Source organism: Embleya sp. NPDC020886 (assembly GCF_044333915.1).
Classification (GTDB): Bacteria; Actinomycetota; Actinomycetes; order Streptomycetales; family Streptomycetaceae; genus Embleya.
The window spans coordinates 25,615-51,049 of the sequence record NZ_JBIRRX010000026.1 but is presented as its reverse complement, the minus strand read 5'-3'; the positions used below and the strand labels follow the sequence as shown (position 1 = coordinate 51,049).

Annotated in this window: 22 protein-coding genes and 2 pseudogenes; 15 read left to right on the top strand and 9 right to left on the bottom strand. The window is 70.7% G+C overall.

Annotated elements, in window-relative coordinates; genetic code table 11:
• Positions 1 to 147 precede the first annotated feature (147 nt).
• Together ACH4U8_RS44105 and ACH4U8_RS44100 are read right to left on the bottom strand one after the other, a co-directional pair.
• Positions 148 to 549 (bottom strand): replication-relaxation family protein, encoded by a 402-nt coding sequence (locus ACH4U8_RS44105; protein WP_395784191.1) that lies wholly within the window; start codon positions 547 to 549, stop codon positions 148 to 150.
• 45 nt (positions 550 to 594) lie between these two features.
• On the bottom strand, positions 595 to 756 hold the full coding sequence (locus ACH4U8_RS44100; protein WP_395784189.1) for a hypothetical protein: 162 nt from the start codon (positions 754 to 756) through the stop codon (positions 595 to 597).
• 784 nt (positions 757 to 1,540) lie between these two features.
• On the opposite strand from ACH4U8_RS44100, the gene ACH4U8_RS44095 reads away from it, so the two are divergent.
• The 6 genes from ACH4U8_RS44095 to ACH4U8_RS44070 all read left to right on the top strand — a co-directional run bounded on the left by ACH4U8_RS44095 (position 1,541) and on the right by ACH4U8_RS44070 (position 7,196).
• Entirely contained in the window at positions 1,541 to 2,029 is a 489-nt protein-coding gene (locus ACH4U8_RS44095) for an RICIN domain-containing protein (RefSeq protein WP_395784187.1), read from the top strand.
• Positions 2,030 to 2,399: 370 nt separating this feature from the next.
• The gene (locus ACH4U8_RS44090) at positions 2,400 to 2,666 is read left to right on the top strand and encodes a hypothetical protein (RefSeq protein ID WP_395784185.1); all 267 of its coding nucleotides are present in this window, start codon (positions 2,400 to 2,402) and stop codon (positions 2,664 to 2,666) included.
• Positions 2,667 to 3,444: 778 nt separating this feature from the next.
• Positions 3,445 to 3,693, top strand: a complete 249-nt coding sequence (locus ACH4U8_RS44085; protein ID WP_395784183.1) for a hypothetical protein — start codon at positions 3,445 to 3,447, stop codon at positions 3,691 to 3,693.
• Between the two features lie 253 nt (positions 3,694 to 3,946).
• Positions 3,947 to 5,332, top strand: coding sequence for a hypothetical protein (locus ACH4U8_RS44080; protein WP_395784181.1), 1,386 nt, complete (start codon positions 3,947 to 3,949; stop codon positions 5,330 to 5,332).
• A gap of 179 nt (positions 5,333 to 5,511) precedes the next feature.
• Positions 5,512 to 5,934 (top strand): hypothetical protein, encoded by a 423-nt coding sequence (locus tag ACH4U8_RS44075; RefSeq protein WP_395784179.1) that lies wholly within the window; start codon positions 5,512 to 5,514, stop codon positions 5,932 to 5,934.
• A 53-nt stretch (positions 5,935 to 5,987) separates the two neighbouring features.
• Positions 5,988 to 7,196 carry an SGNH/GDSL hydrolase family protein gene (locus ACH4U8_RS44070; RefSeq protein ID WP_395784177.1) on the top strand — a complete coding sequence of 403 codons (1,209 nt, stop codon included), beginning with the start codon at positions 5,988 to 5,990 and terminating at the stop codon, positions 7,194 to 7,196.
• A 212-nt stretch (positions 7,197 to 7,408) separates the two neighbouring features.
• Here the strand turns inward: ACH4U8_RS44070 and ACH4U8_RS44065 are convergent, their stop codons facing one another.
• Together ACH4U8_RS44065 and ACH4U8_RS44060 are read right to left on the bottom strand one after the other, a co-directional pair.
• On the bottom strand, positions 7,409 to 8,908 hold the full coding sequence (locus tag ACH4U8_RS44065; protein ID WP_395784175.1) for a glycosyltransferase: 1,500 nt from the start codon (positions 8,906 to 8,908) through the stop codon (positions 7,409 to 7,411).
• Positions 8,909 to 9,735: 827 nt separating this feature from the next.
• Positions 9,736 to 10,656, bottom strand: coding sequence for a pentalenene synthase (locus tag ACH4U8_RS44060; protein WP_395784173.1), 921 nt, complete (start codon positions 10,654 to 10,656; stop codon positions 9,736 to 9,738).
• Between the two features lie 599 nt (positions 10,657 to 11,255).
• Between ACH4U8_RS44060 and ACH4U8_RS44055 the strand changes: the two genes are divergently transcribed.
• The 4 genes from ACH4U8_RS44055 to ACH4U8_RS44040 all read left to right on the top strand — a co-directional run bounded on the left by ACH4U8_RS44055 (position 11,256) and on the right by ACH4U8_RS44040 (position 13,935).
• Positions 11,256 to 11,462 (top strand): hypothetical protein, encoded by a 207-nt coding sequence (locus ACH4U8_RS44055; RefSeq protein ID WP_395784171.1) that lies wholly within the window; start codon positions 11,256 to 11,258, stop codon positions 11,460 to 11,462.
• 341 nt (positions 11,463 to 11,803) lie between these two features.
• A complete protein-coding gene (locus ACH4U8_RS44050; RefSeq protein ID WP_395784169.1) occupies positions 11,804 to 12,118 on the top strand; it encodes a hypothetical protein in 315 nt (104 codons plus the stop codon).
• Positions 12,119 to 12,312: 194 nt separating this feature from the next.
• Positions 12,313 to 12,441: a helicase associated domain-containing protein gene (locus tag ACH4U8_RS44045; RefSeq protein ID WP_395784167.1), complete on the top strand. Its 129-nt coding sequence runs from the start codon at positions 12,313 to 12,315 to the stop codon at positions 12,439 to 12,441.
• 342 nt (positions 12,442 to 12,783) lie between these two features.
• On the top strand, positions 12,784 to 13,935 hold the full coding sequence (locus tag ACH4U8_RS44040) for a pentapeptide repeat-containing protein (protein WP_395784165.1): 1,152 nt from the start codon (positions 12,784 to 12,786) through the stop codon (positions 13,933 to 13,935).
• A gap of 338 nt (positions 13,936 to 14,273) precedes the next feature.
• Here ACH4U8_RS44040 and ACH4U8_RS44035 read toward each other — a convergent pair whose 3' ends face one another.
• Positions 14,274 to 14,432 carry a hypothetical protein gene (locus tag ACH4U8_RS44035; protein ID WP_395784163.1) on the bottom strand — a complete coding sequence of 53 codons (159 nt, stop codon included), beginning with the start codon at positions 14,430 to 14,432 and terminating at the stop codon, positions 14,274 to 14,276.
• Between the two features lie 188 nt (positions 14,433 to 14,620).
• On the opposite strand from ACH4U8_RS44035, the gene ACH4U8_RS44030 reads away from it, so the two are divergent.
• Positions 14,621 to 17,512, top strand: coding sequence for a tetratricopeptide repeat protein (locus ACH4U8_RS44030; RefSeq protein WP_395784161.1), 2,892 nt, complete (start codon positions 14,621 to 14,623; stop codon positions 17,510 to 17,512).
• Between the two features lie 65 nt (positions 17,513 to 17,577).
• Here ACH4U8_RS44030 and ACH4U8_RS44025 read toward each other — a convergent pair whose 3' ends face one another.
• Entirely contained in the window at positions 17,578 to 17,757 is a 180-nt protein-coding gene (locus tag ACH4U8_RS44025; RefSeq protein ID WP_395784159.1) for a hypothetical protein, read from the bottom strand.
• Between the two features lie 99 nt (positions 17,758 to 17,856).
• On the opposite strand from ACH4U8_RS44025, the gene ACH4U8_RS44020 reads away from it, so the two are divergent.
• Positions 17,857 to 18,348, top strand: a complete 492-nt coding sequence (locus ACH4U8_RS44020) for a helicase associated domain-containing protein (protein WP_395784157.1) — start codon at positions 17,857 to 17,859, stop codon at positions 18,346 to 18,348.
• 271 nt (positions 18,349 to 18,619) lie between these two features.
• Here ACH4U8_RS44020 and ACH4U8_RS44015 read toward each other — a convergent pair whose 3' ends face one another.
• The 3 genes from ACH4U8_RS44015 to ACH4U8_RS44005 form a co-directional block, all read right to left on the bottom strand.
• Positions 18,620 to 19,030 carry a HEAT repeat domain-containing protein gene (locus tag ACH4U8_RS44015; RefSeq protein ID WP_395784155.1) on the bottom strand — a complete coding sequence of 137 codons (411 nt, stop codon included), beginning with the start codon at positions 19,028 to 19,030 and terminating at the stop codon, positions 18,620 to 18,622.
• Complete coding sequence (locus ACH4U8_RS44010) at positions 18,948 to 20,807, bottom strand: NACHT domain-containing protein (RefSeq protein WP_395784153.1); 1,860 nt, start codon at positions 20,805 to 20,807, stop codon at positions 18,948 to 18,950. Before ACH4U8_RS44010 ends, ACH4U8_RS44015 begins: the two co-directional genes overlap by 83 nt.
• A gap of 336 nt (positions 20,808 to 21,143) precedes the next feature.
• On the bottom strand, positions 21,144 to 21,452 hold the full coding sequence (locus tag ACH4U8_RS44005; protein ID WP_395784151.1) for a hypothetical protein: 309 nt from the start codon (positions 21,450 to 21,452) through the stop codon (positions 21,144 to 21,146).
• 321 nt (positions 21,453 to 21,773) lie between these two features.
• Between ACH4U8_RS44005 and ACH4U8_RS44000 the strand changes: the two are divergent.
• The 3 genes and pseudogenes from ACH4U8_RS44000 to ACH4U8_RS43990 form a co-directional block, all read left to right on the top strand.
• Positions 21,774 to 21,953 (top strand): annotated as a pseudogene (locus ACH4U8_RS44000) (helicase associated domain-containing protein); the annotation flags it as partial.
• 759 nt (positions 21,954 to 22,712) lie between these two features.
• A pseudogene (locus ACH4U8_RS43995) lies at positions 22,713 to 23,261 on the top strand (pentapeptide repeat-containing protein); the annotation flags it as partial.
• Between the two features lie 284 nt (positions 23,262 to 23,545).
• Positions 23,546 to 25,435, top strand: coding sequence for a pentapeptide repeat-containing protein (locus ACH4U8_RS43990; protein ID WP_395784149.1), 1,890 nt, complete (start codon positions 23,546 to 23,548; stop codon positions 25,433 to 25,435).

Sequence of the window (25,435 nt, the reverse complement as noted above, 5' to 3'; positions counted from 1 at the left end):
TGATGGTGCGGGCGCGCCTCTACCGGGGTTCGGCCTCGTCGTCCTGGGACCAGGCGTTTGCCGCCGGTGGCGCGGCGGGCCGGGTGCGGCCGACGTGGTCGCGGCCGCGAACCAGCTGGGCCAGACGCACGCGGGGTGGTTGCGCGTTCAGCGGCTGCCACAGGGCCTCGGTCGGGAAAGTGCCCGGTGTCCACGGTCGGGACGGTGGTCGGGGCGCGGCGCAGCGCAGCGCGGGCCTCGGTCGCGCGGCGGGTCGTGGGAATCGCGGGGCTCTCGGGGTTTGAGGGGGGCGTTGGGGTCGTGGGGGTTGAACAGGTCGTCGAATTCGTAGCTGCCCCTGTCGTGCCGGACGAGGGTGGAGAGGGTCGCGTAGCGGTCGATCTTCTCGACGAGGCGGGCCAGGCGTTCGGTGCCGGTGTCGTATTCGAGGGCGAGGAGGGATCGAGGGGTTCCCTCTCGCCAGGTCAGGACGGCGTCGGGGCGTGGGCGGTGGGAGTGGATGCCGACCTGGGGTAGGTCGCGCTCGTCGGGCGGCCGCGGTGGGGCCACCCGGCCGAAGGCCGACGACCCCGGCCGGCCTTCGGTCGGCCGGTATCACTGCTGGCCGAAGAAGCAGATGGAGCCCACGTCCGGGCCGCCTCCGCAGGAGTTGGTGAAGACGATGTGGGTGTCGCCGTCGGCGTGTGCCGCCCCGGCGGAGCCGAGGATTCCGAGGGCGGCGAGGGAGAGGGCGGCCAGGGCCGTGCGGATGCGCATAGGACCTCCATGTGGGGAATCACGAAAGCCCCGGGCACCGTCCGGGCCCGGGGCAGTGCTCATTGTGACCAACCCTGACGTTGGAATCATGGTGACGCGACCGGCCCTCCGTCGATCCTCACTCGTGTGGCCGACCTTTCGGACCCGGGATCGCGGTGCATGCCCGGTGGCGCCGCGTCCGGTGGGACGACACGCGGGTCGGGTGGCGACCCGTCGATCGCGACGGAGAATTCGGGCTTCGCGCGCGCAGTGATCACCTCGCGTGTCTCATGGGTGTTCGCCCGATGGCGCGAAGTCGGGGGATCACGGGTCCGAGTCCATCGCCGGTCGGGGTGTGATCCCGCTGGTGCCGGGAGAGCACTTCGACGAGTCGGCCCCGGCCAGCCGCACGATCCGGCCCCGCCCCCGACCCCCGCCTCACCCGCCGCCCATGCGGGATCGCTGCGCGAGCACGACGAACAGACGGCGGCCAAGGACTCGGGGCCGACTCCCGGCCGTCCGTGATCGTTCTCGCCGGTACTTCCTGACTCTTCGACCACTCGACCCCGAAGCCCCTGTTCGAGGGCCGCCTCTGCGAGAGCGTGCCGGGCAAAGGCGCGCGAAGCAGGGTCACGCGAACCATAATTACTATATGTGTAGATTCAGTAACTCTATGACAGGGCATTCGCCCTACGGACGAAGGAGCGACCATGCGACCAGCCCCCATCCCCACCCCCGTCCCCGCCGCCATCGCGACGGGGGATCCGAGCCCTTCCCCCGTCGTGGCCCCCGACAGGCGCGGAGCGTGGGGAAGAGAGGGCTCGTGCGGGCGGTGACGGTCGGCGTCGCGGCGGCGCTCGCGCTGGCGGGCGCCGGGGACGTGCTCGCGGCGACCACGAGCACCTTCCGCAACGGCGCGTCCGGGAAGTGTCTCGACGTGTATCTGCCCGACGCCGACAAGGACGGCGCGAAGGTCCAACAATGGGCCTGCAACGGCCAACAGAACCAGAACTGGACGTACGACACGGCCAAGGGAACACTGCGCAACGGCGCCTCCGGGAAATGCCTGGACGTGTACCTGCCCGACGCCGACAAGGACGGCGCGAAGGTCCAACAATGGGCCTGCAACGGCCAACAGAACCAGAACTGGACGTACGACACGGCCAAGGGAACACTGCGCAACGGCGCCTCCGGGAAATGCCTGGACGTGTACCTGCCCGACGCCGACAAGAACGGCGCGAAAGTCCAACAATGGGCCTGCAACGGCCAACAGAACCAGAACTGGACGAGGTGACACACCCGCAGAACGGCCCTCGGCGATCCGGCGTGTGATCTCCGCACCTCGGGGCGGACCCTCCGCCGGACGGCCGCACGCGGAAGTCGCGCACGCGCTCGTCGCCCCGGGGCACGATCGGGTGGGGTCGCGTCAGCGCCGTGACACCCGGACGCCGAATTCGGGCAGAGCGCCTGCTGCCCGGCGTGGTCTGCGGTGCGCGGCCGGGCCGGCCCGGGAGGTGAGACCGGGTGCAGAGGGCCACCGTGGAGACAAGGGCCCGGAACACCGACCGACAACACGGGGCCACCCGGATCGTCGCGAACGCCGGGCTCCGCGACCGCCCCGTCCCCCGCCCGGCGGTCCCGGCAGAAGCAAGGGAGAAGTCGAGATGAAGCAGCCCCTGAACACCGGCACGCTCACCCTGTACGACCCCAAGGGCGAGGGCTTCAAGGTGCCCGTCCCGATCGGTGACGCGTGCGTACCGTTGGCGAATCCGTTCTCGGCCGTGTCCGTCCGGAACGACTCCGCCTACGACGCCTCCCTCTACGGCACCCACGATTGCTCGTCCGATCCCGTGGGAACCGTCTCTCCGGGATCGACGGAGCAACTCCCGGACCGGGGCGAGGTGTCGTCCGTCAAGTTCGAGGCCGGGTGACCCGACACCGATCCCCGACGCCCCCGGGCCGACCCCGGGGGCATGAGCGTCGATGCCGGCGTCCGCTCGCCAACGTCGACCGGCCGCGGTCCCGGGGGCCGGGTGGTACTCGCCGAGGAACAGCGAAGTAGCCCCTGACCTGTCGTGATAGGAGTCGTGCGTTACCGACGCCGTGTGCGCGTCGTGTCGGGCGGCGATATCGCGCAGGCTCATCTCCCGGTCGCGCAGGTGCGGTGCCATGGACTTCGGCCACCGGCCAGTGCAGGTCGAGGTCGACCTCCCCGTCTCCCGGGCCCGGCACGAAGGCCTCGCGGAGCCCGGCCGCTCCGTCGGACCGGGGTGGGCCCGGCCGCCTTCCGTTCGTGTACTCGGCGGCGGGACGGGGCGTGGTCGCCGCTGATGTCGGCCCGCCGGTCCCGGGCGGTGTCGACGGTGAAGGAAGTAGGCACAGTCGCCGATCCACAGCAGGCGGGTGCGGGCGCGGCCAGGGCATTCGGGTCGAAGCGGGAGCCGGCACCGCAGATCGCACCGCTCCTGGCGCCGTCGGGTCGACGGGCTGGCCGGACACGGACCTCCGGGCGCCCGGCTCCGGTCATCACCCACGCGGGGCCCTCGACGAGGCGATCTTCGGACCCGTGATCCACCGCCTCGAACTCGCCGCGGCAGCCCGTATGGGCCTGATCGCGAGGCCGAGGGTGGTGGTTGTGGAAATCACCGACCCAGAGGTCCAGGAACTCGCGGCAGCCACCGGCAGCAACCTGCCGAGGCCTCGGCCGACGTGACATCGACGAGGTCGAACGGTACCGGGCCACGCCTGGTCGCGTTGCAGACCGCCGTCCTGGGCGCCGCGGCCGACGACGACCTGGACACGGTCATCGCCTACCACTCCCGCACGCTGGAGGCCCAGGTCTGCGCCAATGCTGCTGGCGGACCGCGGCTCGATCCAGTACGCGGTGCGGGCCACGATCCCCAGCAGGGTGCGCTCGGGCATCCGCTCCTTGACGGCCTGCTCCAACACCTAGCCTAGCCGGGGCCAACCCGCTGTCGCTCGTGCCGAACAGCGAACGCAGATCCCGACTCGCCATCATCGCTCCCGAGGTGATCGCCGGACGCCGACCCATGCCCACCCGTCGGGGCTGCCCTTGGTCCTCGTCGAGCGGCGAGGGCGAACGGCTGAACGTGTGCCCCGGTCGGTTTCGATGCCCGTCGCCGGTGGGAGCCCGGGTTGCGGCACGCGCTCGCGCCCGCGGGCCGGCCGGAGACCCACCCGGGAGGACACCGTGACCGAGACCAACAGGCGCATGGCCCTGACCGTGTACAACTCGCTCTTCAACGCCCTGACGGGCGCCGGCGACATCACCGACCAGGCGCCGCCCGCGCCCCAGATCTATCTGTCCCTGCAGCCGTCCGGCCGGTTCATCGACCCGCAGGACTACGCGAACCCCTGGGCCCCCGGCAATATCAAGGGCAGCCGGCCTGCGGCCGTGGCCCTGGCACGGCTCGCCGACGAGTGTCACGTGACCAGCCCCTCCACGCAGTTGCAGACGAACCTCCTCCATCAGGTCTACGGCCAGGTGCTCCAGGCGAACGTCGACGGGCAGTCGGAGAACCCGGACGAGAAGAAGGCGAGGGAGGCCGCAGACAAGCTGCTGTACCGCGACGTCAACGAGGTCGACCCGGAGACCGGGAAGAAGACACCGAAACACGTGGAGAGTGTGGGCTTTCGCGAGTATCAGAATCTGCGTCAGAAGTACCTCACGGCCCGAAGCGCCTACACGTTCAGCTACATCAAGGCCCAGGAGACCGAGCAGGGCCGGGACACGTGGCCGGAGTTGGGTCCGACCCTGCGCGCTCCGGTGGACGCGGCGTGGGAGGACTGGCGCGGGGCCGACGCCGACGAGATCGAGAGTGCTCTGGCGGTGCTGGAGACCACCGGCCACAAGCAGGTGGCGTCGGCGTTCGCCGACGCCAACAAGCTGTATCAGGCGTACGGCGTCGACCTCACCGGCGACGGCACCACGACATACCGCAGCGCCGTGTACCCGACGAACTGGACGGACGCGGACGCGGCCCAGGACTGGCCCCTGTTGACCATCGAGCAGGGGACCCAGGAGACGAACTCCTCGCAGGAGTCGACGAGCTATTCGGGGGACGCGGGCGTCGGCAACGGCCTGTGGGGCTGGGGCGGGGGCGTGGACGGAAGCCACACGGAGAACCACGATCATCTCAGCGACGAGACGAGCAGCCTCAAGGTCTCGTTCCGGTACTGCCTGTGCACGCTGTCGCGACCGTGGCTGGACACCACGCTCCTGGGCATGCCCTCCTGGAGCACCGACGCCTACAAGGAGGGCCGGATCTCGGACGGCGGCCGCCGGCAGCAGGACACGGCCCTTCCGATGATCTCCACGTCCTTTCTGTGCGTGCGCGATCTGAGCATCACCGCCAAGTGGGCCAAGTCCGACACCAGTCACGCCTCGTCCTCCACCCGCGGAGGCGCGGAGTACGGATGGGGGCCGTTCCGGCTCGGCGGCGCGAGCTACGGCCACGACTCGAAGTCGAGCCACCACCGGGCGGACTTCGACGGCAGCACCCTGAGTCAGAAGGGCCTGCAGATCATCGGATGGACGCACCAGATCGTCCCGTTCTGCCCTCCGAAGCGGACCTGACCCGACCGGGACGCGGGACGGGCCCCACCCTCGCGGCCCGTTGCGCCGCGACCGCCGTGGGACGACAGGGCCCGCCACCGCACCGACCCCGCGAAACCCGGCGGGCCGAACGGGTGGTTCGACGCCGCGCCTCGCCCGCCGGGCGAGACCACGAAGCTCCCATCCAGTTGGATGCTTTCATGGAAACCTCCCCGCTCCCCTCCGCCCCGACCACGCCCCGCGCCGGCTCCGTCCGGCTCCTCAACGACTGGGGCATCGAACTGTCGTCGGTCACCGTGCGCCACCGCCGGGGCAACGACCCCCGCCGACAGGACGAGAAGACCTGGAACAGCGTCGCCCCCGGCAGCACCGCCGAGGGCGCGCTCGCCATCACCTACGACGCCCGCGGCGTCACCCACCCCGACTCCTACGACTACTGGTGGGTCAAACTGATCGCCCGCGACGAAGAGGTGCAGGCCTGCAAGGACGACTTCTTCTGCTCCCTCACCCCGGACGACGACGGCACCGTCACACTGACCCTCGACGGCGGACCCAGGAAGCTGCACGTGGAGTTCTCCCACTCCACCGGATGCTCCGTCGCCCTGCACCCCATCCGCACCTGACCCCCCGATCGCACGCGCCACCTCGGCCTCCCCCACCCCGGAACGGATGCCCCATGCGCCGCAGCGCCACGGCCACCGCGACCCTCGCCACCGTCGCGATCCTCCTCGCCACCCCCACCGCCCAGGGCCGCCACCGGCACGTGGATCCGCCCGCGGGCACCAACGCCGTCGTCGCCCTCGGCGACAGCTACATCTCCGGCGAGGCGGGCCGCTGGCGCGGCAACGGCAACACCCCCGACGGCACCGCCTACGGCACCGACCTCGCCGCCGTCCCCTCGACCTGCAACACCAAGGAGACCCACTGCGGGGAATACGACACGGCCAGGGTCTACGGAGACACCTACGACCCACAGGAGAAGGTCGGCTGCAACCGATCCGTGCGATCCGAGATCACCCACGTCGACCGCGTACGCCTCAAGACCGGAGCCCAGGACATCCCCGCCGCCAACCGCTACAACTTCGCCTGCTCCGGAGCCACCACCGACGCCGTCGTCCGCCCCGGCTTCAAACGGCAGAACGCCCAGATCGACGACCTCTACATCGAAGCCCGAGCCCACACCGTCCGCCTCGTCGCCCTGTCCGTCGGGGGCAACGACATCCAGTTCCGGGAGATCGTCAAGAACTGCATGCTGGGGTTCATCACCCCCCGCCCCGCCGGCTGGCACTGCAACGAGAAGACGCGCCCACAGATCCCCGAACGCCTCGCCGCCATGCGCGAGGCCGTCCGCGGCACACTCAAGGCCATCCGCGCCACCATGGCCAGAGCCGGATACACCGGGGACGACTACCGACTCGTCCTGCAGTCCTACCCCCTCGTCATCCCCACCGGGGGAGCCTTCCGCTACGCCGAAACCGACTACTCCCGCTACCGAAGCGGCGGATGTCCCTTCTACGACGACGACGCCACCTGGGCCCACGACGAACTCGTCCCCGCCCTCAACCAGACCCTGCGCGACATCGCCGCCCAGGAGAGCGACGGACCCGACGCAGACGTCGACTTCCTCGACCTGCGCGACGCACTCGCCGGCCACGAGGTCTGCGCCGCCACCGTCCAACAGTCCGAACCCGGCTACACCCTCGACCAACCCCTGGCCCCGGCACGAAGCGAATGGGTCCGCTTCTACGGCGGCTACTTCCGCCCCCAAGGACAGGAACAGGAGACGATCCACCCCAACGCCCTCGGCCAACAGGCCCTCGGCGCCTGCCTGAGGACCATGGCCGACACCCCGGACCGCGTCCACGCCTGCCCTCCCCCCACGTGACCACGCCATCGCCACCCGGGCCCCCCGGCCCCGGGCCCGCGAACGCGCGCAATCACCCTCCGCCCCGGGACCTCGGCACGCCGACACACCCCGACCCGACGACGAGGACGGCGTCGCCTCCCCGACGGGCTCGGGCCCACGAGGCCCTCACCGTGAAGATGCCCCACGCGATCCCCACGGACAATCCCCCGACGGCTCGGGGCGGCCGGGACTCACAGGCTCCACCACGCGGCCCACTCATCGACTTCGCTCGGCGCGACGTCCGTCGACGCGACCTCGAGGACCGGCATGATCTTCCCGTCCGCGATCTGCTTGGAGTCGTAGTCTGCGTGTTCGGCCGCCTCGACCAACGCGTCGACACAGTGCTCCCACGTGTAGCGACCCAGAATGTCCCGCAGAGTGTCGACCTTCGCGTCGAGATCGGCGAGGTCCTCACGCGCATCGCGCAGGCGGGTGGCCCACAAGGCGATGCGATCCGCGCCGGTGACGTCCTGATCCCGCACCACGAACGGTTCACCGACCCCCGGGGGAACCCGATCCGCGTCCAGCAGAAACCGAGCGAATCCGTTGTTGTACGACGTCACGACCGGCTTGCCCCGCTGTAGCCCCTCGAGGCACACCAGACTGAACGCCTCGCTGAAGGAGCACGACAGGACCATGTCCGCCTTGTCGATCTCCTCGACCACCCTCGACGGCGGCCCGAACGGTTCGATGCTCGCCATCCGATTGTCCGCAGGGGTGTTCTCCGGCAGATCCGTCAACACGTTCACGCACACCTGCCACGTGTCCACCGCCTCCACCGGCATGCCCAGCACCGTCAAGCGCGCCGGATACGGCATCTGCGGCACCAACGGTTGCGCCGGCGCCATCTTCCTGACCATCTGCACGGCGCCCTCCGCGTCCTTGGTCTTGTCGCCGGCCCTGCCCACCAGCAACAGACGCAGCGTCTGCGAGGGCGGCAGAGGCTCCGGCTTCGGCGAGAGCCGCGCCCCAGGGACGAGTTCGTGCAGTCGCGCCCGGATCCCCCGCCCGGGCAGGGACCTGCGGCCGGCCTCGCGAAACCCCCACACCCACTCGAACGAGCAACCCCCCACGCACGCCACGGTGTCGGCATCCATCAACGCGATCGTCTCGAACAGGATCTTCAACCACCGTTTGCCCGCCGGCTCCTCCTTGACCAGCCCGAGCCTCTCGACCTCCATGTGGACCAGATGCGCGTACTTCGCGTCCGGATACCACGCGTGCGGCTCGACGTGCGCCTCCTCGTACGTGGTGCGGGGTCCCTTGACGATGCTCCCGGGAGCGAGACCCGAGAATCGCGAATGCCCGATCACGACCTGGGGGCCCTGCGCCAGGGAACGGCCCTTCGGCAGGTAACCCGAGACGATGTTTCCCTGGGCGTCCGCGCACAGGGTCGGGACGGAACCGACCATGTCCGGATCGGTCGCTACGACGAACTCGTTCAGGAGCAGCGGGAGCAACTCCTCGCCGGTCTCCATCTGCTTGCGTGTATGGGGATTGGGAATCACGGCCACCCGCACTCCCGGATGATCCTTCGCGACCGCCTGCGGCTCCTGCGTGTTGTCCTGCGCCGGAATGAGCAGGTACGTCTCGTGGTTCCTTGCCGCAGCGACGGCGAAGCGTTGATTGAACGCGGGGACACCACCCTTGGCGGAACCACTGCTGTCGGCCACGATCAGGATGCACGCCATCGACTGAGCCCTTTCCGAACCGTACGGACATGACGCGTGGCAGGACGTGGAGTCTCCTCTTCGACGGTTCGTCGAAGAACGAAGATGCCCACACATCACTGCCGTCGCCGCCACATCGGCTCGTCGCCCAGGTCGCCGGGAATCAAACCATCACTCCGGACACTGCGAACTGCGACGACGGACTCCACCCACAGCGTCCCGGGGCACCGACCCGGGCCGGGCCGGTTTCAACGTCGCGCCCTCCACCGCCCGCGACCCAGCTCGTCCCGGCCTCGGGGGGCGTCATCACCGAGACCGTCGTCGGTCCGGTCGGGGCCATCGGCCGTCGAGTCCCGGCCCGGTTCACGTCGGACAACCGTGGAAAAGGAGCACCCGATGGGTCTGGACCCCAACCAGTGGCAGCCGAGCGAATTCGAGGAATGACGGGACGCCCGAGCGGCGAAGGGAGACCCGATCGCGACGTTCGTCGGGATGCTTGGCTCTATACACGAGTTCCAAGCACGTTTGTTGCTCTGTGGTGAGATCGCTTGGTTCCACGGAAGAGTGATGTCGCTGAGTTTTGAGAAAAGGCCAGCCGGAGCGGTTCGGGGCGCCGGGCCGGGTGAGGCCGATCCGGCCGCGCTTTCGGCGGAATCGGAGGATGTGCCGTTCCTCGTCGGGCCGGGCCTGCGTGCACGACCTCGACCGGCACGTCCACCCGGGGCGGACTCTCGGCCCCGGGTCGCCGACGTACGCGCAACGACCGGGCATCGCGAACCCCCGCGCACACGAGCGCGCGTGCCGCCCCCGGAGCGGGTGCACATCCGCCCGGCGGCCCGGGCGGGCCCTCACGTGCGGCCGCGGCCGGTGGTGTTCTCCCACACGCAGGTCCCGGCAACGATGTCCCGGAGCCCGGCCACGTTGCGTCGGAGGTTCGATGTCGGTGGGCCCGGCGTCGGGCCCGGGTCGGCGGTGTGGCGTTCCAGGCGTTCGAACCGCTCGTATCGCTCTCGCAGCATGCCCGCGAGCCGCTGCAACGCCGCGTGCCGGGTGAGGCCCCGGGTGGTTTCCAGGACCAGCAGCAGATTGTTGTGGAGGTCGCCGCGTGCCTTCTCGCGGTCCGCCGACACCACGTCGTTGTCGATCGCGACGATCTCGGCGGCGATCAGCCGCAGTTCGGAAAGACCCGGCATGTGCGCGACCAGGTTGTCCACCTCGTAGCCCTCGACCCGCTCGGCGAGGTCGCAGACCACCTGCGTCGATGTCGTTCTCACCCGCCGGTGCAGACAACTCGTCGGATCCGGCATCGGGCCGCCGCGGCGGTCGACGACCTCGGCGAACTGCCCGGCGAGATAGTCCTTCCAGTTCCGTGCCGCCCGCCGTCGCCAGGCGAGGGACATGCCCGCGACGCTGCGGCGGAAGAGGTCGGCGAAGGCACGCACCACCGGGGGCTGCCCCGGGCCGGCCACCGGCAGCGGCCGGTCCACGATCGCGGTCATCTCGCCCAGGAGCCGACCCGCCCCGACCGGATCGCGGCCCAACTCGCCGTCGAACAGGTCGTCGAACGGCGCGAAGTACCAGCCCATCAGATCACAGGCCAAATCCAGGCCCTCCGCGGTCGCATCGGGAAAGCACATCCCGGCGAGCTCTCCGATCCTCCACTCGCGCAACTGCCGCGCGTTGGCCCGCGGATCCTCCACAAGACCGAACCGGTACATCCAGTCGGCGGTGTGCTCACGGGCCCGCTCCAGATGCGGGCTCGTCCGCACCGGCCACGGACATCCCAGGCCCGGAACCGGGCGACGGGCACCGGCCGGCCTGGCGGCCGAGGTACCCAGGCCCACCGGACCCCACGTCGTCCTCCACCCCGCAGCCCGGGCCCGGCCTTGCGCCGCCTCCGCCCGCGGGTCGCCGGCCACGGCGGACCCAACCGCCGCTCCGCTACCCCCGGCCCCGCCCCCGGCAACGCGATCGAGCCGTCCCAAACCCGCGAGCACGTCCGCCGCGACCACGCACACACGCTCGGCCTCCCGCCGGATCGCGCCCACCGCGACCACGTCCTCGACCGGCTCGCCGAGGACGAAACCCGCCACCGAGGCCGCCCACCCCCGCGTATCGACGACCGCCCCCGGATACTCCTCACCACTCATGCACGGGACAACGCCCCCGGGCAACGAACGACACGGCCCGCCCCCGCACGAAGCCTCCCCGCATCGGCCCGGCCTCGGCAGCGGCCCCGGCCCGGCGGAGGCGCGGCAGCACCCGGACGGGTGATCCCGCCCGGCGGACCGGGCGCGTCGCACGCCCCGTGACGCCGCGACGGCGACGATGGCCACACCACCGCCTCCCCATCCGCAAGGAGACGTCCATGCGCATTCGCACCGCCGTCGCGGCCCTGTCGCTCGCCGCCGTCGGCACCCTCGCACCCGCCGGCATCGCACACGCCGACGACGACTGGCACGTGCAGGTCACCAGGCCCGCCCCCCAGGGCCCCGGCAACTGGTCGAACACCGGCTCCGTCGACGTCTCCTCCGACGACTCCCGCGGCCTGTGCCTGAGCGACCTGTACTGCTGAAACCACCCCTCCCGGGCAAGGGAGTGTCCGCCGACCCCACCCCAGGGCCGCGTCGACGCCGACCGGCGGAGGAATCCCCACCACGAAGCCCGCCTTCGCTGCGGGCCGCCGAACCACCACGCACCGCGCCCACGCGCCCACGCGCCCGTCCAGCCGAACCCCGGGACCGCACCCCGGAGCGCCCGGACCGGCACCGGGCCGGCACGCCGGGCCTCGCGTCGACGGTGTGCGATTCGTGTGGCGTACGGGTGTCGTCCGGGCGCGCGGCGTGTGTGGCCGGGTGTCGCGGGGGACCGTGCCGGTCGTCCCCCGACAACCCCTTCGCGAAGGCGGTATCCCCCGTGCGACGCATCGGCATGTTCATCGCGACCACCCTCGGCGCGGCCCTGTTGGCCGCGGGCACCACGGCCCCCACGGCCTCGGCCCAACCCTCCCGGCACGACACCCCCGCGCACGCCGACACCGCCCCGGCCGCCCCGGCCCGGGCGAAGGGCTGCGTCAACGCCACCCGGTGGCCCTTCGCCGTCACCAACAACACCCCCGCGCCCGCGCTGGTCTTCGACCAGCCCAACTGCACCGGGAACGTCATCGGCGTGGTGCCGCCCGGAGAGACCGAGGTCTTCGAATTCGGCGCGAGCGCCTACTTCCCGGAGTAACCCACGACCCCCGCGGCCGGGCGACCAGGACAACGCCCTCGACGCGAGCATCCCCGTCCGCGGGTGGCGCCACGACGCCCGGCCCGGCCACCGGGCCCGAAAGCGGACGGGCCGGGCCGGCTCCCCGGGCCGGCCCATCCGCGTGCGGGGGCCGGCGCACCCGGAGGTCCCGCGCGCGCCCACGTGGAGTCGTGGTGGCGTTCGACGGGCGGCCCGAGGACGTACGACTCGGGGTGTGGGTGACGACGACCAGGAACAGACGGGCGAAGCTGTCGGCCGAACGGGTCGCGGTGTTGGACGTGTTGGGGATGCGCTGGACGTAGGGCGGGGGCCGGGCCGCCGGCGGGATGGATCGGGGTTGCTCACGATGAACCCCATATACAGCCTGCGCATTTTCGAGGGTGCACATCGGCCCCCGACCGGCCCGAACACACGCGTGGGCCCCGTCGTTTCCAAGTGCGACGGGGCAGGCGACACCCCAGGCGACGGGGCAGGCGACGGGTAATCGGTCCGCCGGGATCGGGCCGAACGTGGGCCTCGGTGCGGGTCGGGTGGGTGTGAGGGGGCGCCCGGTCCCGGGCTGGTTGCTGGGGAGTCCCCTCGGAATCGGGGCGATCTCCTTGTTCTGCATGCCGGGCGGTTCGGTCGCGCTGTTCCATGTGGGGATGAAGCTTCGTGGGTGGGATCGGCGGGTGTGGATCGGCGTGGCCGGCGGGACGGCGGCGGTTGCGGTGGTGGCCGTGGTGTGGGGGGCGGCGGTGTTGCACGCGGTAGTGCCGATGTCGCGTCCGGAGTGGGATCGGCTGGACGCGGGGACGCGTGCGCAGGCCGAGGGGCAGTTCCGGTTGGCGCTCATCCAGGGGTTGGCCGCGCTGGGCGCGGGGTTCGCGTTGTTCTACACGGCCCGCAACTTCCGCTTGAATCGTCGTGGTCAGGTGACCGAGCGGTTTACCAACGCGTTGGAGCGGTTGGGGTCCGATCACCGGTATGTGCGGTCGGGTGGGGTGTTCGCGTTGGAGCAGATCGTCCAGGACGCCCCGGAACAGACCGATCATGTCGTGCGGATCCTCGTCGCGTTCCTGCGCGACCGCGCCCCCGCCGTCGGAGCGACCGGCGCGCCCGATCACCCCGACCCGGACGTGCAGACGGCCCTGACCACCCTCACACTCATCAGGCCCACCGGTTCCCTGGTGGACCTGTCCGGCCTCCACCTGCGCGGCGCGCACCTGGCCGGCGTGGACCTGCGCGGCGTGGACCTGCGCGGCGTGGACCTGGCCGGCGTGGACCTGCGGGGCATGGACCTGCGCGGCGTGAATTTGATCGGCGCGGACCTGCGCGGCACGAACCTATCGAGCGCGAACCTGGCCAGCGCAAACCTGACCAAAGCGCGCCTGTCCGAAGCGCAGCTGTCCCACGCATTTCTGGCCCGCGCGAACCTGACCCGCGCGAACCTGTTCAGCGCGACTGTGATCGGGGCGAGCCTGATCGAGGCGGACCTGTCCGGCGCGATGCTGATTGGTGCGGACCTGTCTGGCGCGAACCTATGGGATGCGAACCTGACCGATGCGTTCTTGCTCACCGCGAACCTGTCCGGGGCGAACCTGCTCGATGCGCTCCTGGTCAGCGCGAACCTGTCCAACGCGAATCTGTCCGGGGCGAACCTGACCGACGCCGACCTGACCCACGCGGTCCTGTTTGGCGCGGACCTGCGCAACGTGAACCTGCGCAACGCGAACCTGACCGACACACGCCCGATGCCCCGCTCAACCACTACGGCACCGGAACCAGCGTCCACGCCCCTGATCAGCGCGATCTGATCCCACCCGGCGGCCGGGAGAACCCCTGGCCGCATCGATCGGAACGACGGGCAATCGGTCGGGTGGGCCGGCTGCTCCTGCTTGCGCGGCGCCGGGTTGGGAGAGGGCACCCACTCATGCGACGCGTCACCTCGGGGACGGGTCGGTCGTTGGGCCCGGTGGCCACCGGCGCGTTCCCCGTCGCCGGGCGGGCCGCACCGGATCGGCCCATCCCCCGAGGCCGGCCGGGCGGGTCGCGGGCGGCGCCGGCCGGCACGACACCGGCCCCGCCCGCGCCCGGCACGAACAACAGCGGATACCGACCGCGGCTTCCGCAACGGCGCCGAGCGTTGCGACGGTCAGTGGTGGATGATCCACCACACGATCCAGGTGCCGGTGGCGGTGCCGGCGCCGGCGGCCAGTCCCCGCGCGGTGCTTGCGGCGAGGGATCGGGCGACACGCGTGAGGCAGCCTCGGCTCGCGGTGGTCGCGTTGTCGGCCGGCTGGTCGTCGTTCACAGTGCTCTCCCCGAGTGGGTGCGAACCCCGGGCGGGTTCGTGTCGTCCCATCGAGCGCCCACGGACGTTTTTCCGGCGACCACCCCGGGGCCGGTCGTCCGTCTCTAGGCTGCTGGGTCCGGGGGCGTGGGTTATCCGGTGGTCGTCCGGACCGGATCCGGACCGGACGGGTCGGGAAGGTCGGGTTCGTGATGGGGGATGCGGGCGGCAAGGCGGCGGAACTGGCGCGGTCGCTGCGCGAGTTGTGGGAGCGGGCCGGGTCGCCCACGTACGCGACACTCGTTCGCCGAGGCGCCGGGGAACGACCCGCGGTGGTGTTGAGAACGACGGTGCTCAGCGACTGGTTCAACGGGCGCGGGGTACCGGCCGATCCGGTGCGGTTCGCGTTCCTGGTGACCTGGCTGGAGCGGGAGGCAACCCGTATCGATCACTCCCATGTCGCGACGCCGGCCGCAGGGTGGGAAGGCCTGCGCACGGCTGCCGAGCGTGAACGCCGCCCCGCTGGATGGCCCCGCGCGCCCCGCGAACCCACGGATGGTGGGGGTGCTTTCGTCGGGCGGCCGGTTCGCGAGTTCACGGATCCGTTCGCGTTGGAGGTGCACCGCGCGATCGACGCCCCCGAACACGCGCAGGCCGGGCTGCCGGTGCTGCCGGTGTACGTCCCGCGCGCTCACGATCACGAGTTGTGCGCGGCAGTAGAACGTGCGGCGGGCGGGGAGAGCGTGATGGTCACGTTGGTGGCCGGGTCCTCCACCGGCAAGACCCGCGCCTGCTGGGAAGCGCTGTGCGCGGTGCCGGACGGGTGGCGGTTGTGGCACCCGATCGCTCCGGGACGCCCCGAGGCCGCCCTCGCGGACTTGTCCGCCGTCGGGCCGCGGACCGTCGTGTGGCTGAACGAGGCCCAGTTCTATCTGGAACCGGCCGGGGTCGGCGAGCGCGTCGCGGCGGAGCTGCGCGAACTCCTGCGTGATCCGACCCGCAGGCCCGTGCTGGTGCTGGCGACGCTGTGGTCCGACCCCCACTGGACGACTCTGACCGCCACCCCCGCGGCCGGGACGCCGGATTCGCACGCCCAGGCCCGGGCCCTGCTGACGGGTACCGATCTGCGGGTTCCGGAGGCGTTCACCGGCACCGACCTGGACGCCGTCCGAGAACGCGCCGTGGAGGATCCGCGGTTGGTAAACGCCCTGGTGGCCGGTGACGACGGGCGGGTCACGCAGTATCTGGCGGGGGCGCTCGCGCTGCTCAAACGCCTCGAGTTGGCGCCGGCCGCCGCCCGGGCGGTACTCGAAGCGGCGATGGACGCCCGACGCCTCGGCCACGGACCCGTCCTGCGACAGGCGTTCCTCGAGGACGCCGCCGACGCCTACCTCACCGACCACGAATCCGACACCCTCGACGACGACTGGTTCGAACAAGCCCTCGCCTACACCACCGAACGGGTCCACGGCGCGACCGCGCCCCTGACCCGCATCCGCCCCCGGAGACGCGCCCGCGATGCCGACGGTGACGGACCCACCTACCGCCTCGCCGACTACCTCGAACAACACGCACGCCTCACACGCGGTGCCCAGTGCCCCGGCACCCCCTTCTGGAACGCCGCCCACGACCACGCCCACACCACCGACGACGACCTCAGCCTCGGTCACGCCGCATACGCGCGGCTACGGCTACGCCACGCCGAACGCCTCTTCGCGAAGGCGGCGAACGCCGGCGATCCACGCGGACAGGGCTCACTGGCCCATTCGCGACACGAGGCGGGAGACCTTGAGAGCGCCGAGCGCCTCTACCGCCCAGCGGCCGACACCGGAGACGTTGAGGCATTGGAACGGCTGGTTCTGGTGCTGGCGGATGCCGGGGATTCGGCGAGCGCTGAACGCCTGGCCCGCGAAGCGACCGACGCCGGCTCCCCCAACGCGCTGATGTGGGCAGCCACAGCTCGAGAGAGGGCGGGCGATCGCGAAGCCGCCGAACGCCTGGCTTGCGAAGCCGCCAATGCTAAACACTTCTACGTGCTGTCATGGTTGGCCGAACTACGGGAAAAGGCAGGCGATCATCAGGGTGCCGAAGATTTGGCCCGCAGGGCCGTTGGCATCGGTCACCCGGAAGTACTTACGAACCTGGCCCTGCTGCGCGAGCAGGCGGGCGACCACGAGGGCGCCGAGCACCTGTACCGCGAAGCCGCCGACACCGGGGACCTTGGGGCACTGATGCGGCTGGCCGCGCTGCGCGAGCAGGCGGGCGACCACGAGGGCGCCGAACACCTGTACCGCGAAGCCGCCGACGCGGGAAGCCTTGAGGCTCTCGCAGGGCTGGCCGCCCTACGCGAGCAGGCGGGCGATCGCGAGGGTGCCGAGCGCCTGGCCCGCCAAGCCGCCGACGCGGGAAACACTCACGCACTGACACGGCTGGCCGCGCTGCGGGATGAGGCAGGCGACCAAGAGGGCGCGGAACGCTTGGCCTGCGAAGCCGCCGGCATCGGGAGCCTTGGGGAACTGCCGTGGCTGGGCGCGCCGCAGGAGAAGACGGGCGACCATGAACGCGCCGAGCGCCTGTACCGCGAAGCCGCCGACACCAGGAACCTTGAGGCACTGACGTGGCTGGCCGCGCTGCGCGAGCAGGCGGGCGACCATGAGGGCGCCGAACACCTGTACCGCGAAGCCGCCGACGCGGGAAGCCTTGAGGCTCTCGCAGGGCTGGCCATGCTGCGCGAGCAAGCGGGCGACCACGAGGGCGCCGAACACCTGGCCCGCCAAGCCGCCGGCAAAGGACATCCCTACGCCCTGTCATCCCTGGCAAAGTCACGCGAGCAGGCCGGCGACCACGGGGGCGCCGAACACCTGGCCCGCCAAGCCGCCGGCAAAGGACATCCCTACGCCCTGTCATCCCTGGCAAAGTCACGAGAAAAGGCGGGCGACCACATGGGCGCGGAGCGCCTGGCCCGCGAAGCGATCGAGGCCGGAGACAGGCATGTGCTGATGACCTTGGCTCACTTGCGGCAAACGGCGGGCAACCGCGACGGCGTCCAACGCATGCGGGTGTGGTCGCAGCGTGGCTTCGATGCAACCGACGAGATGTGAGAGAAACCGTCCAAGACCCTCGGGCGTGGCAATACGAACGGCAACACGGTAGACAACCGCCGCCATCACAGGCGCGGTTCCCACCGCCCCCCGCCCAGGGCTTCCTCGACCAGACGCACCGCGTGTTCGGTCACGGCGGCGCGCGATCCCTCGTACTCGTAGACGCGCAGCATCGCGTCGACGTCGGCGGCCGGGAGCGTCGGGCCGATCTCGGCCCGCGCGGTGCTGTACCTGGTAATCGGCACGAATCCGACCTGCCGGTTCGTCAAATCCGTCAGTGCGAACCCGCCAGTGATCGACAGCGCGAATCCGGATGGAACCGGCAGGAACACACTGACACTCGAATGACGAACGACCACCGACGAACCTCCGCAGATCATCACGCAGCCGAGTATCTGGCCGAACTCGGCGACGGGGCCCGGCTGGACGATGTCGGCCTGGACGTAGTGCACCGCGGTACGACGATCGGGCGGTGGGTGGCTCGGCAGCGGTCGGGGTGGGACGGGCTGAACGAGCCGCAGCGCGAGCATCTGGTGGCGCTCGGGCTCACCCCACCCGCGACGGTCGACACCGCGGCGGCGGTGCCGGACGGGCCTCGGCCGCGGCGCACGCGCGAGCAGGCGTGGACGATCGCGATGAGCGCGGCGGCGGCCTACCGGAACCGGGTGGGGCACCTGGAGGTGCCGCGCGCCCACGTCGAGTCGGTGGTGGCCGCCGACGGGTGGCCCGAGGACGTACGGCTCGGAGTATGGATCACCACCACCAGGAACAGGCGGGCGAAGCTGCCTGCCGAACGCATCGCGGCGCTGGACGTGTTGGGGATGCGCTGGACATAGGGCGGGGCCGGGCCACCGGTGGGTGAATTGGGGTTGCTCACGAAGAACCCCATATACAGCCTGCGCGCCGGTGGGGGTGCACATCCGCCGCCGACCGGCCCGGACATCGCCGCCTACCTGTCGCTTCTCAGGGCGAGGAGGCAGGCGACACCGGTACGACGGGCCATCTGTAGGCCGGGGCTCGTTGCACTACCGATCTGCGCCGCCACCCGCAGCAGCAACCAACCCTGGCAGTCTCCCGCACTTATGAGCACGTACGCGAAGACACCCCTCAATCAGAGGCCTGTTTGCGATCCTTGGGGTGGTGTCGCGCGATGGCGTGGACCGCGACCTGCCGAACGTCACCGTCGGTGTCGGTGGTGGCGAGGTCGCGAAGCAACGCGAGCGCCCCCGAATCATCCGGCCACCCACCCGCGATCGCCCCGACCGCGACCTGCCGAACACCAGCGTCGGTGTCGGTGGTGGCGAGGTCGCGAAGCAACGCGAGCGCCCCCGGATCATCCGGCCACCCACCCGCGATCGCCCCGACCGCGACCATCCGAACGTCACCGTCGGTGTCGGTGGTGGCGAGGTCGCGAAGCAACGCGAGCGTCCCCGAATCATCCGGCCACCCGTCCGCAATCGCCTCGACCGCAACCTGACGAAGAATTGGGCTGGTGTCGGAAGTGGCGTAGTGATGCAAGGAGGTCGGGGTCTGGTTTCGAGTGGCGAGGTGGAGCCGCGCGGCGGTGTGGCGGGTGGCGGGGGCCTGTCGGAGGGCGTATCCGGAAGCCTGGTGCCAGGCCTGATACCGGGGGGCGTCCAGCCATGCGGGTGGTTGTTCGAGTGCGGGCAGTGCCCGAGACAGCAGCGCTTCGATGAGGCCCCGGTCGTAGGTTCTTTCTCTTCTCGCCGCTTCGGTGAGCAGTCGGATGAGGAGGCGGGTGGTGTCGGGGGCCAGGCTTGTGAGGGTGGGACGGTGGCGGATCTCGCCGACGGCGCTCAGGGCGAGGGAGGGATGTGGTCGGCAGGCGGGGGTGGAGTTGCCAGGTGGGGGTGGCGTCGCGGAGTTGGGTGACGGCGGCGGCGAATTTGTTGGGGATCATGCCGACGAGGAGGAGGAGTGTTTCTCTCCAGGCGGGGTCGTGGGCGTGGGTGGCGAAGAGGGCGAGGAGTTGGGGTTCTTCGAGGTCGCGGTTGGTGAGTTGTTCGTTGATGTCGTCGGCGGCGAGGTATTCGAGGAAGGCGCGGTGGACGAAGCCGTAGAGGCCGGCGCCGAAGCTGGAGAGGATGAAGTTGCGGTGTTGGAATTGGTTGAGGATGGCGCGGGCGGCGGTGTGAGCGCGGTCGTGGGGGTATTTGAGTTCGTCGGTGAAGTAGGTGGTGAGTTCTTCGATCAGGTCTTTGGCGGCGAGGTGGTTGCCGGCGAGTCCGGCGGGGCCGTCCTGCATGCGGCGGGCGACGCGGTGGAGCATGGCGAGTTTGTCGTCGGGTTCGGGGCGGGGTAGTCCGGTGTTCTCGGTGTGTCCGAGGTGTTTGTTGACGTCCCAGTGTTCGATCAGGACGGTGACGGCGTGTCGGTAGACGGTTCGTCGGTCTCGGGGTAGTTCGCGTCGGCGGGCGATGATGGCCAGGATGGTCAGGAGCATCGGGTTGCCGGCGAGTTCGGCGACGGCGTTGGAGTCGGCGATGGCTTCCAGGAGGCGGGCGCGCATCCGCGTGCCCGCTTGGGGGTCGCCTTTGCAGCTGCGGTCGTACCAGGCGGTGGCGAACGCTTCGATCTGGGCGGGTTCGAGGTCCTGGAGCATGTGGGTGGTGAACCCGGCGGCGTCGAGCGCGGTTCGGCGGTAGCCGATGACGCGAGAGGTGACGATCGTGCGGACGCCTCGATACAGGGAGGCGAATCCCTCGATGCGGGCGACGACGTCGGCTCTGGTGTCGGGGTCGAAGATCTCGTCGAGGCCGTCGAAGACGACCAGTGCCCGTCCGCCGTCGTCGAGGAAGGCTTTCAGTCGGGTCTTGGGCAGGCCCAGGTTGTGTTCGCGCCCGAGTTCGTCGATCAGGTCGAGGAAGCCGCGGCCGCGCCACATCGGGTCGGCGTAGGAGCGCAGTTCGACCAGGAGTGGCAGCCGGCCCTTCCAGTCGGCGGGCAGGGTGGTGGTGTCGGTGTGGGGTTCGAGTTCGGCCGTGGCCAGGGCGAGCATCGCGTAGCGGGCGAGGGTGGATTTGCCGGCTCCGGGGTCGCCGAGGATCACGGCTCGGTCCGTGCGGGCGAGCGCGTCCAGGACCGGGTGCGCGGGGCGGTCGCGGTAGGCGCGGCGGGCCTGTTCCAGGCGTTCGCGGTCCAGGCGGTCCGGCAGAGCGGGTATGTGTTCGCCGTCGGCGAGGCGTCGCAGGACCTCGCGGGGGAGGTCGAGGAGTTCGAAGGGAGGGGGGTTCTCCCGGACGTTCTGGGGGACGAACACTTCGCGTAGGAGCATCTCCGGGTGTTCGTCCTGCGCGTCGAGGGGGTGAGGATTTCCAGGTCCACCCGCCGGTACCGGTCGCACACGCGATGCAGGTACTCTCGCCGCTCCCGTGCGAAGGCCGCGTCCTGCGACTCGCCGGCGCCGGTGTCGTCCCTCGCTCCGGCCTGGAAGACGTTGAGGTTCCCCAGGACGGTGTTCGCGGTGACGTTGTGCTGGTCACCGCCGACGTTGGTCCCGCCGATGTTCTGCTGGAGGCTCCCGGCGGCGGTGTTGCCGTGCGCGTCCTGGACGATCTCGGGTCGCCGCGCGGGGCGCCGGCCGAACAGGCGCCGAAGGCCTTTCCGCGGCTCACCCATCCTGGCGCTGCTCGAAGTCGCCCGTGATCGCGTTCCGGTGCGCTTCCTGCTCGGCGGGTCCCGCGGACGTCTGGGTGAACGAGCCGCCGACCGTGTTGTCCTCGGCCGACTGGCGCCGGGGCCGCGCGGTCGGCACCGGGAGGCACCACTGCACCCCGACGCCCACCACGAGCAGCACGGCCGCGGAGACCCACCAGGCCGTCGACCGGTGGTCGGTGAGGAACCCGGTGGCCAGGTTCACCACGGCGGCGACCACCACCGTCCCCGCGGCACCCAGAAGACGCTGTACGACCGGACTCATCCACTGCCCCCCGGGCAAGACCGACACCCCCGACACGAAGCATGTCGGGGCGGCCCCGCGAGCGCGGGGCCGACACCGCGGAATCCGGGGCGTCCACCGGCCGCCGACACCGTTGTCGTGCCGGAGGACTTGAGGACCCACCCGATATCCCGTAACCGGTGATCGTAGGGCCGCCGTGCGAGGTTCGCCCGCGCGACCGCAGATCCGACACCGGACGACCCGGCCTCCCATGCGCTCATCTCGATCCCCCCAATGGTTCTCCCCCGTTGATCGGCGGTCCCCTGCCGGCCGCGGGCTCCACGTAGCGTCGCGGCGGCGTACCGGGCCCGGGTGGGGCATTTGGAGGTGCCGCGCGCCCACGTGGAGTCCGTGGTGGCGTTCGACGGGTGGCCGGAGGACGTCAGGTTGGGGGTGTGGGTGACCACGACCAGGAGCAGGCGAGCGAAACTCCCGGCTGAACGCATCGCCGAGCTGGACGTGTTGGGGATGCGCTGGACGTGAGTGGGGGCGGCCGGGCCGGCCGGTGGGTGGATTGGGGTTGCTCACGATGAACCCCATATACAGGCTGCGCATCCGCAGGGGTGCACATCCGCCGCCGACCGGCCCGGACGCGGTCGCGGGCCCGTCGTTTCTCGGCGCGACGGGGCAGGCGACGGGGCAGGCGACGCCCGGTACGACGGGCCATCGGTCGGGGCGGTTCGGCTCGTGTGGGCGTCACTCGGGGGCCGTCCGGGGGATCCGCGTGCTCGTAGTGGCTGCGCCCGTATCGCCACGCGCAGCCGTCGGCCTCCAGGGCGACCCCGTTCGGGTAGGGCGGGTCGTGGTCGTCGACCAGGACCAGCCACTCGCCGTCGAGTGGGCCGCCGGTCAACTCGATGCCGGGGTGGTCGGGTTCGGGGTAGCCGGGGTCGCTGCCGTACCAGCGCCGGGTCGGGGTGTCGGGCGGGGGTGTGTCGGTCATGGCCCCGACCGTAGCCGGCCCCCTCGACGCGCGACCGCCGATCGCGCAAACATGCCGGTGGCGGCACCCGGCCGGGCCGGGCCCGGGGTGCTCGGAGGGTGCTCGGGTCGGTGGTACCGGGCGCCGGGTGTGGGTGGTGTTCGAGCGGGACGGCCCGGCCGAGGGGTCGCCCAGGGAAGAAGTCCGCATCCGCCCCCGGCTGTTCGGGGGCTGTGACCAGGGGAAACGATCCCGGGCGGCCGGACGCTTAGGCAACACGTAGGGCAATACGTACGGCAATACGGTGGGCAACACGTACGGCCGCGCTCGCTGCGCTGTACCGCCAACTCCGCAAGGCCTTCGAAGACGGCAAGGACGAACCCGGCGCCGCCGACTTCTACATGGGCGAGATGGAGATGCGCCGCCTCGACCGACGCCCCGGCCGCAACCGCGCCGAACGCGGACTGCTCACCGCCTACTGGGCCCTGTCCGGCTACGGCCTGCGCGCCTCCCGCGCCCTGACCTGGCTCCTGCTCGCCATGACCGCCACCGTCCTCGCGATGATGCTCTGGGGCCTGCCCACCGACGACCCCAAGCCCCACACCGTCGGGATCCAGGCACAACCCGGCCAACGCGTAGACCTCGTCACCGACAACCCCGACCCGATCCTGACTGGCTCACCCCACGAACGATTGACCGGCGAACGTACCGAAAAGGCGACCCGAGTCGTCCTGAACTCGGTGGTCTTCCGCTCCAGCGGACAGAACCTCACCACCGCGGGCACCTACATCGAGATGACGTCACACTTCCTCGAACCCGTCCTCCTCGGCCTCGCAGCCCTCGCCATCCGAGGCCGCGTCACACGCTGAAACCACTGACATTTGGTGGTGGCCAGATCCACTGACAAATTCGCGTCCAACAACACCGGTGATGTGGTTGGACATCGCGATGGATGTCAGTGGTTTTGGACAGCAAGTGTCAGCGCGTTCGCCACGGGAAATGTCGTCGTTTCCGACGGAGCATCAGGTAGCCGAGTCCGGTTGATCGTTCCGCAACCGAAGGTTCACACAGGGTCGTCCTCGATGGCATGACGTCGCCTCCCCCGCCCTCGCCCACTCCCCCGCCGTGGCCGCACTGTGCGGAAGGCGCGACCGTGAACGACCCCGTCGGATGCCGGGGCATACACGTCACCGGGCACACCCGGTGCCTGGCCCACCTCGACCCGGCCGAGCGGGCCGGGTACCTCGCGAGCCTGCACCCGGGTGCCCACGTCGACCACCGCGGCACGACCTTCACGACTTCGCTGCTGGACGAACTCCTCGACGTCCTCCGAAGTCCGCCCGCGACCCAACCCGAGTTCGGGACCGCCCGGTTCGACGAGGCGACGTTCGCCACCGACGCACGCTTCGACGGCGCGTCGTTCACCGGAAGGGGTCGGTTCAACGGCGCGACGTTCACGGCCGACGCCCGGTTCGTCGGCGCGACGTTCACGGCCGACGCCGAGTTCGCCGGTGCCACATTCACGGCCGACGCCTCCTTCGAAAGCGCCATCTTCACGGCCGCCGCCTGGTTCGACAACGCCACCCTCACCAACGCCCGGTTCGACCGCGCGACGTTCACGGGCGACGCTCATTTCACCGGTGCCACGTTCGGCAGTAGCCAGTTCACGCGAGCCGTTTTCACCGCCGAGGCACGATTCGTCGGGGCGACGTTCGCGACCTTCGCCGGGTTCTCCCAGACCGTGTTCACCGCCGCCGCCCGGTTCGGCAGCGCGACATTCGCCGGCGACGCCTGGTTCGCCGACACCGCGTTCACCATCGACGCCTCCTTCCTGCGCGCGACGTTCGCAAACGAGGCCCGGTTCGACGGCGCCGTCTTCTCCACCGACGCCGGCTTCGTCGGTGCCGCCTTCACCACCGCCGCCGCACTGGGGCCGTTCGCGTGCCGAGGGTGCCTGGACCTGTCGAACGCCGTGTTCACCGCGCCGGTGACCATCTCCGTCGCCGCGACGTCGGTGGTGTGCGTACGTACCCGCTGGGAGTCGACGGCGGCGCTGCGACTGCGGTACGCGAGCGTGGACCTGACGGACGCGGTGGTCACTCAACCCGTTGCGATCAGCACCCACCACGCACCTCTCGGCACCCCCGTCGCCCCCGTGTCCGAGGCCCCGTGGAACACGGACGACCCGGGCGTGCGTGTGCTCTCCCTACGCGGGATCGACGCCGCGCACCTGGTCCTGACCGACACCGACCTCACCGAGTGTGAGTTCACCGGTGCCTTCCACCTCGACCAGCTCCGTCTCACCGGTCGCACGATCTTCGCCCGGCCCCCCATCGGCGCGCACTGGCGATTCGGCGTGCCGTGGAGGTGGACCGGTCGCCGGGTCCTGGCCGAGGAACACCACTGGCGCGCCACCCGCACCCCTCCCGCCAACCGGGCCGCACTCACCGCCCGCGAATGGACCCCGAGCCCGTACCACCACCCCAACGGCATCCCCGGACCCGACGATCTCGCCCCCGTCTACCGTGACCTGCGCAAAGCGTTCGAGGACGGCAAGAACGAACCGGGTGCAGCCGACTTCTACTACGGCGAGATGTCCATGCGCCGCCACGACCACCACGACACACCCCGCGCCGAACGCGCCCTGATCACGGCCTACTGGGCCCTGTCCGGCTACGGCCTCCGCGCCACCCGCGCCCTGAGCTGGCTTCTCCTCGCCATGACCGCCACCGTCCTCGCGACGATGCTCTGGGGACTGCCCACCAGCGACCCCGAACCACGGACGACCGGCACCCTGACCGGGCAGAACATCACGCTCACGACCGACAACCCCGACCCCGTCCTGACCGGCACGCCCCACACACGACTCACCGGCAAACGCGCCGAGAAGGCCACCCGCGTCGTCCTCAACTCCGTGGTGTTCCGATCCAGCGGCCAAAACCTCACCACCGCGGGCACCTACATCGAGATGACCTCCCGCCTCCTCGAACCCGTCCTCCTCGGCCTCTCAGCTCTCGCCATCCGAGGACGCGTCAAACGCTGA

Coding starts and splice junctions, on each gene's coding strand:
- ACH4U8_RS44100 (WP_395784189.1), bottom strand. CDS start 756: ATGCGCATCCGCACGGCCCTGGCCGCCCTCTCCCTCGCCGCCCTCGGA.
- ACH4U8_RS44090 (WP_395784185.1), top strand. CDS start 2,400: ATGAAGCAGCCCCTGAACACCGGCACGCTCACCCTGTACGACCCCAAG.
- ACH4U8_RS44075 (WP_395784179.1), top strand. CDS start 5,512: ATGGAAACCTCCCCGCTCCCCTCCGCCCCGACCACGCCCCGCGCCGGC.
- ACH4U8_RS44070 (WP_395784177.1), top strand. CDS start 5,988: ATGCGCCGCAGCGCCACGGCCACCGCGACCCTCGCCACCGTCGCGATC.
- ACH4U8_RS44065 (WP_395784175.1), bottom strand. CDS start 8,908: ATGGCGTGCATCCTGATCGTGGCCGACAGCAGTGGTTCCGCCAAGGGT.
- ACH4U8_RS44055 (WP_395784171.1), top strand. CDS start 11,256: ATGCGCATTCGCACCGCCGTCGCGGCCCTGTCGCTCGCCGCCGTCGGC.
- ACH4U8_RS44040 (WP_395784165.1), top strand. CDS start 12,784: ATGAAGCTTCGTGGGTGGGATCGGCGGGTGTGGATCGGCGTGGCCGGC.
- ACH4U8_RS44020 (WP_395784157.1), top strand. CDS start 17,857: ATGACGAACGACCACCGACGAACCTCCGCAGATCATCACGCAGCCGAG.
- ACH4U8_RS44010 (WP_395784153.1), bottom strand. CDS start 20,807: ATGCTCCTACGCGAAGTGTTCGTCCCCCAGAACGTCCGGGAGAACCCC.
- ACH4U8_RS44005 (WP_395784151.1), bottom strand. CDS start 21,452: ATGAGTCCGGTCGTACAGCGTCTTCTGGGTGCCGCGGGGACGGTGGTG.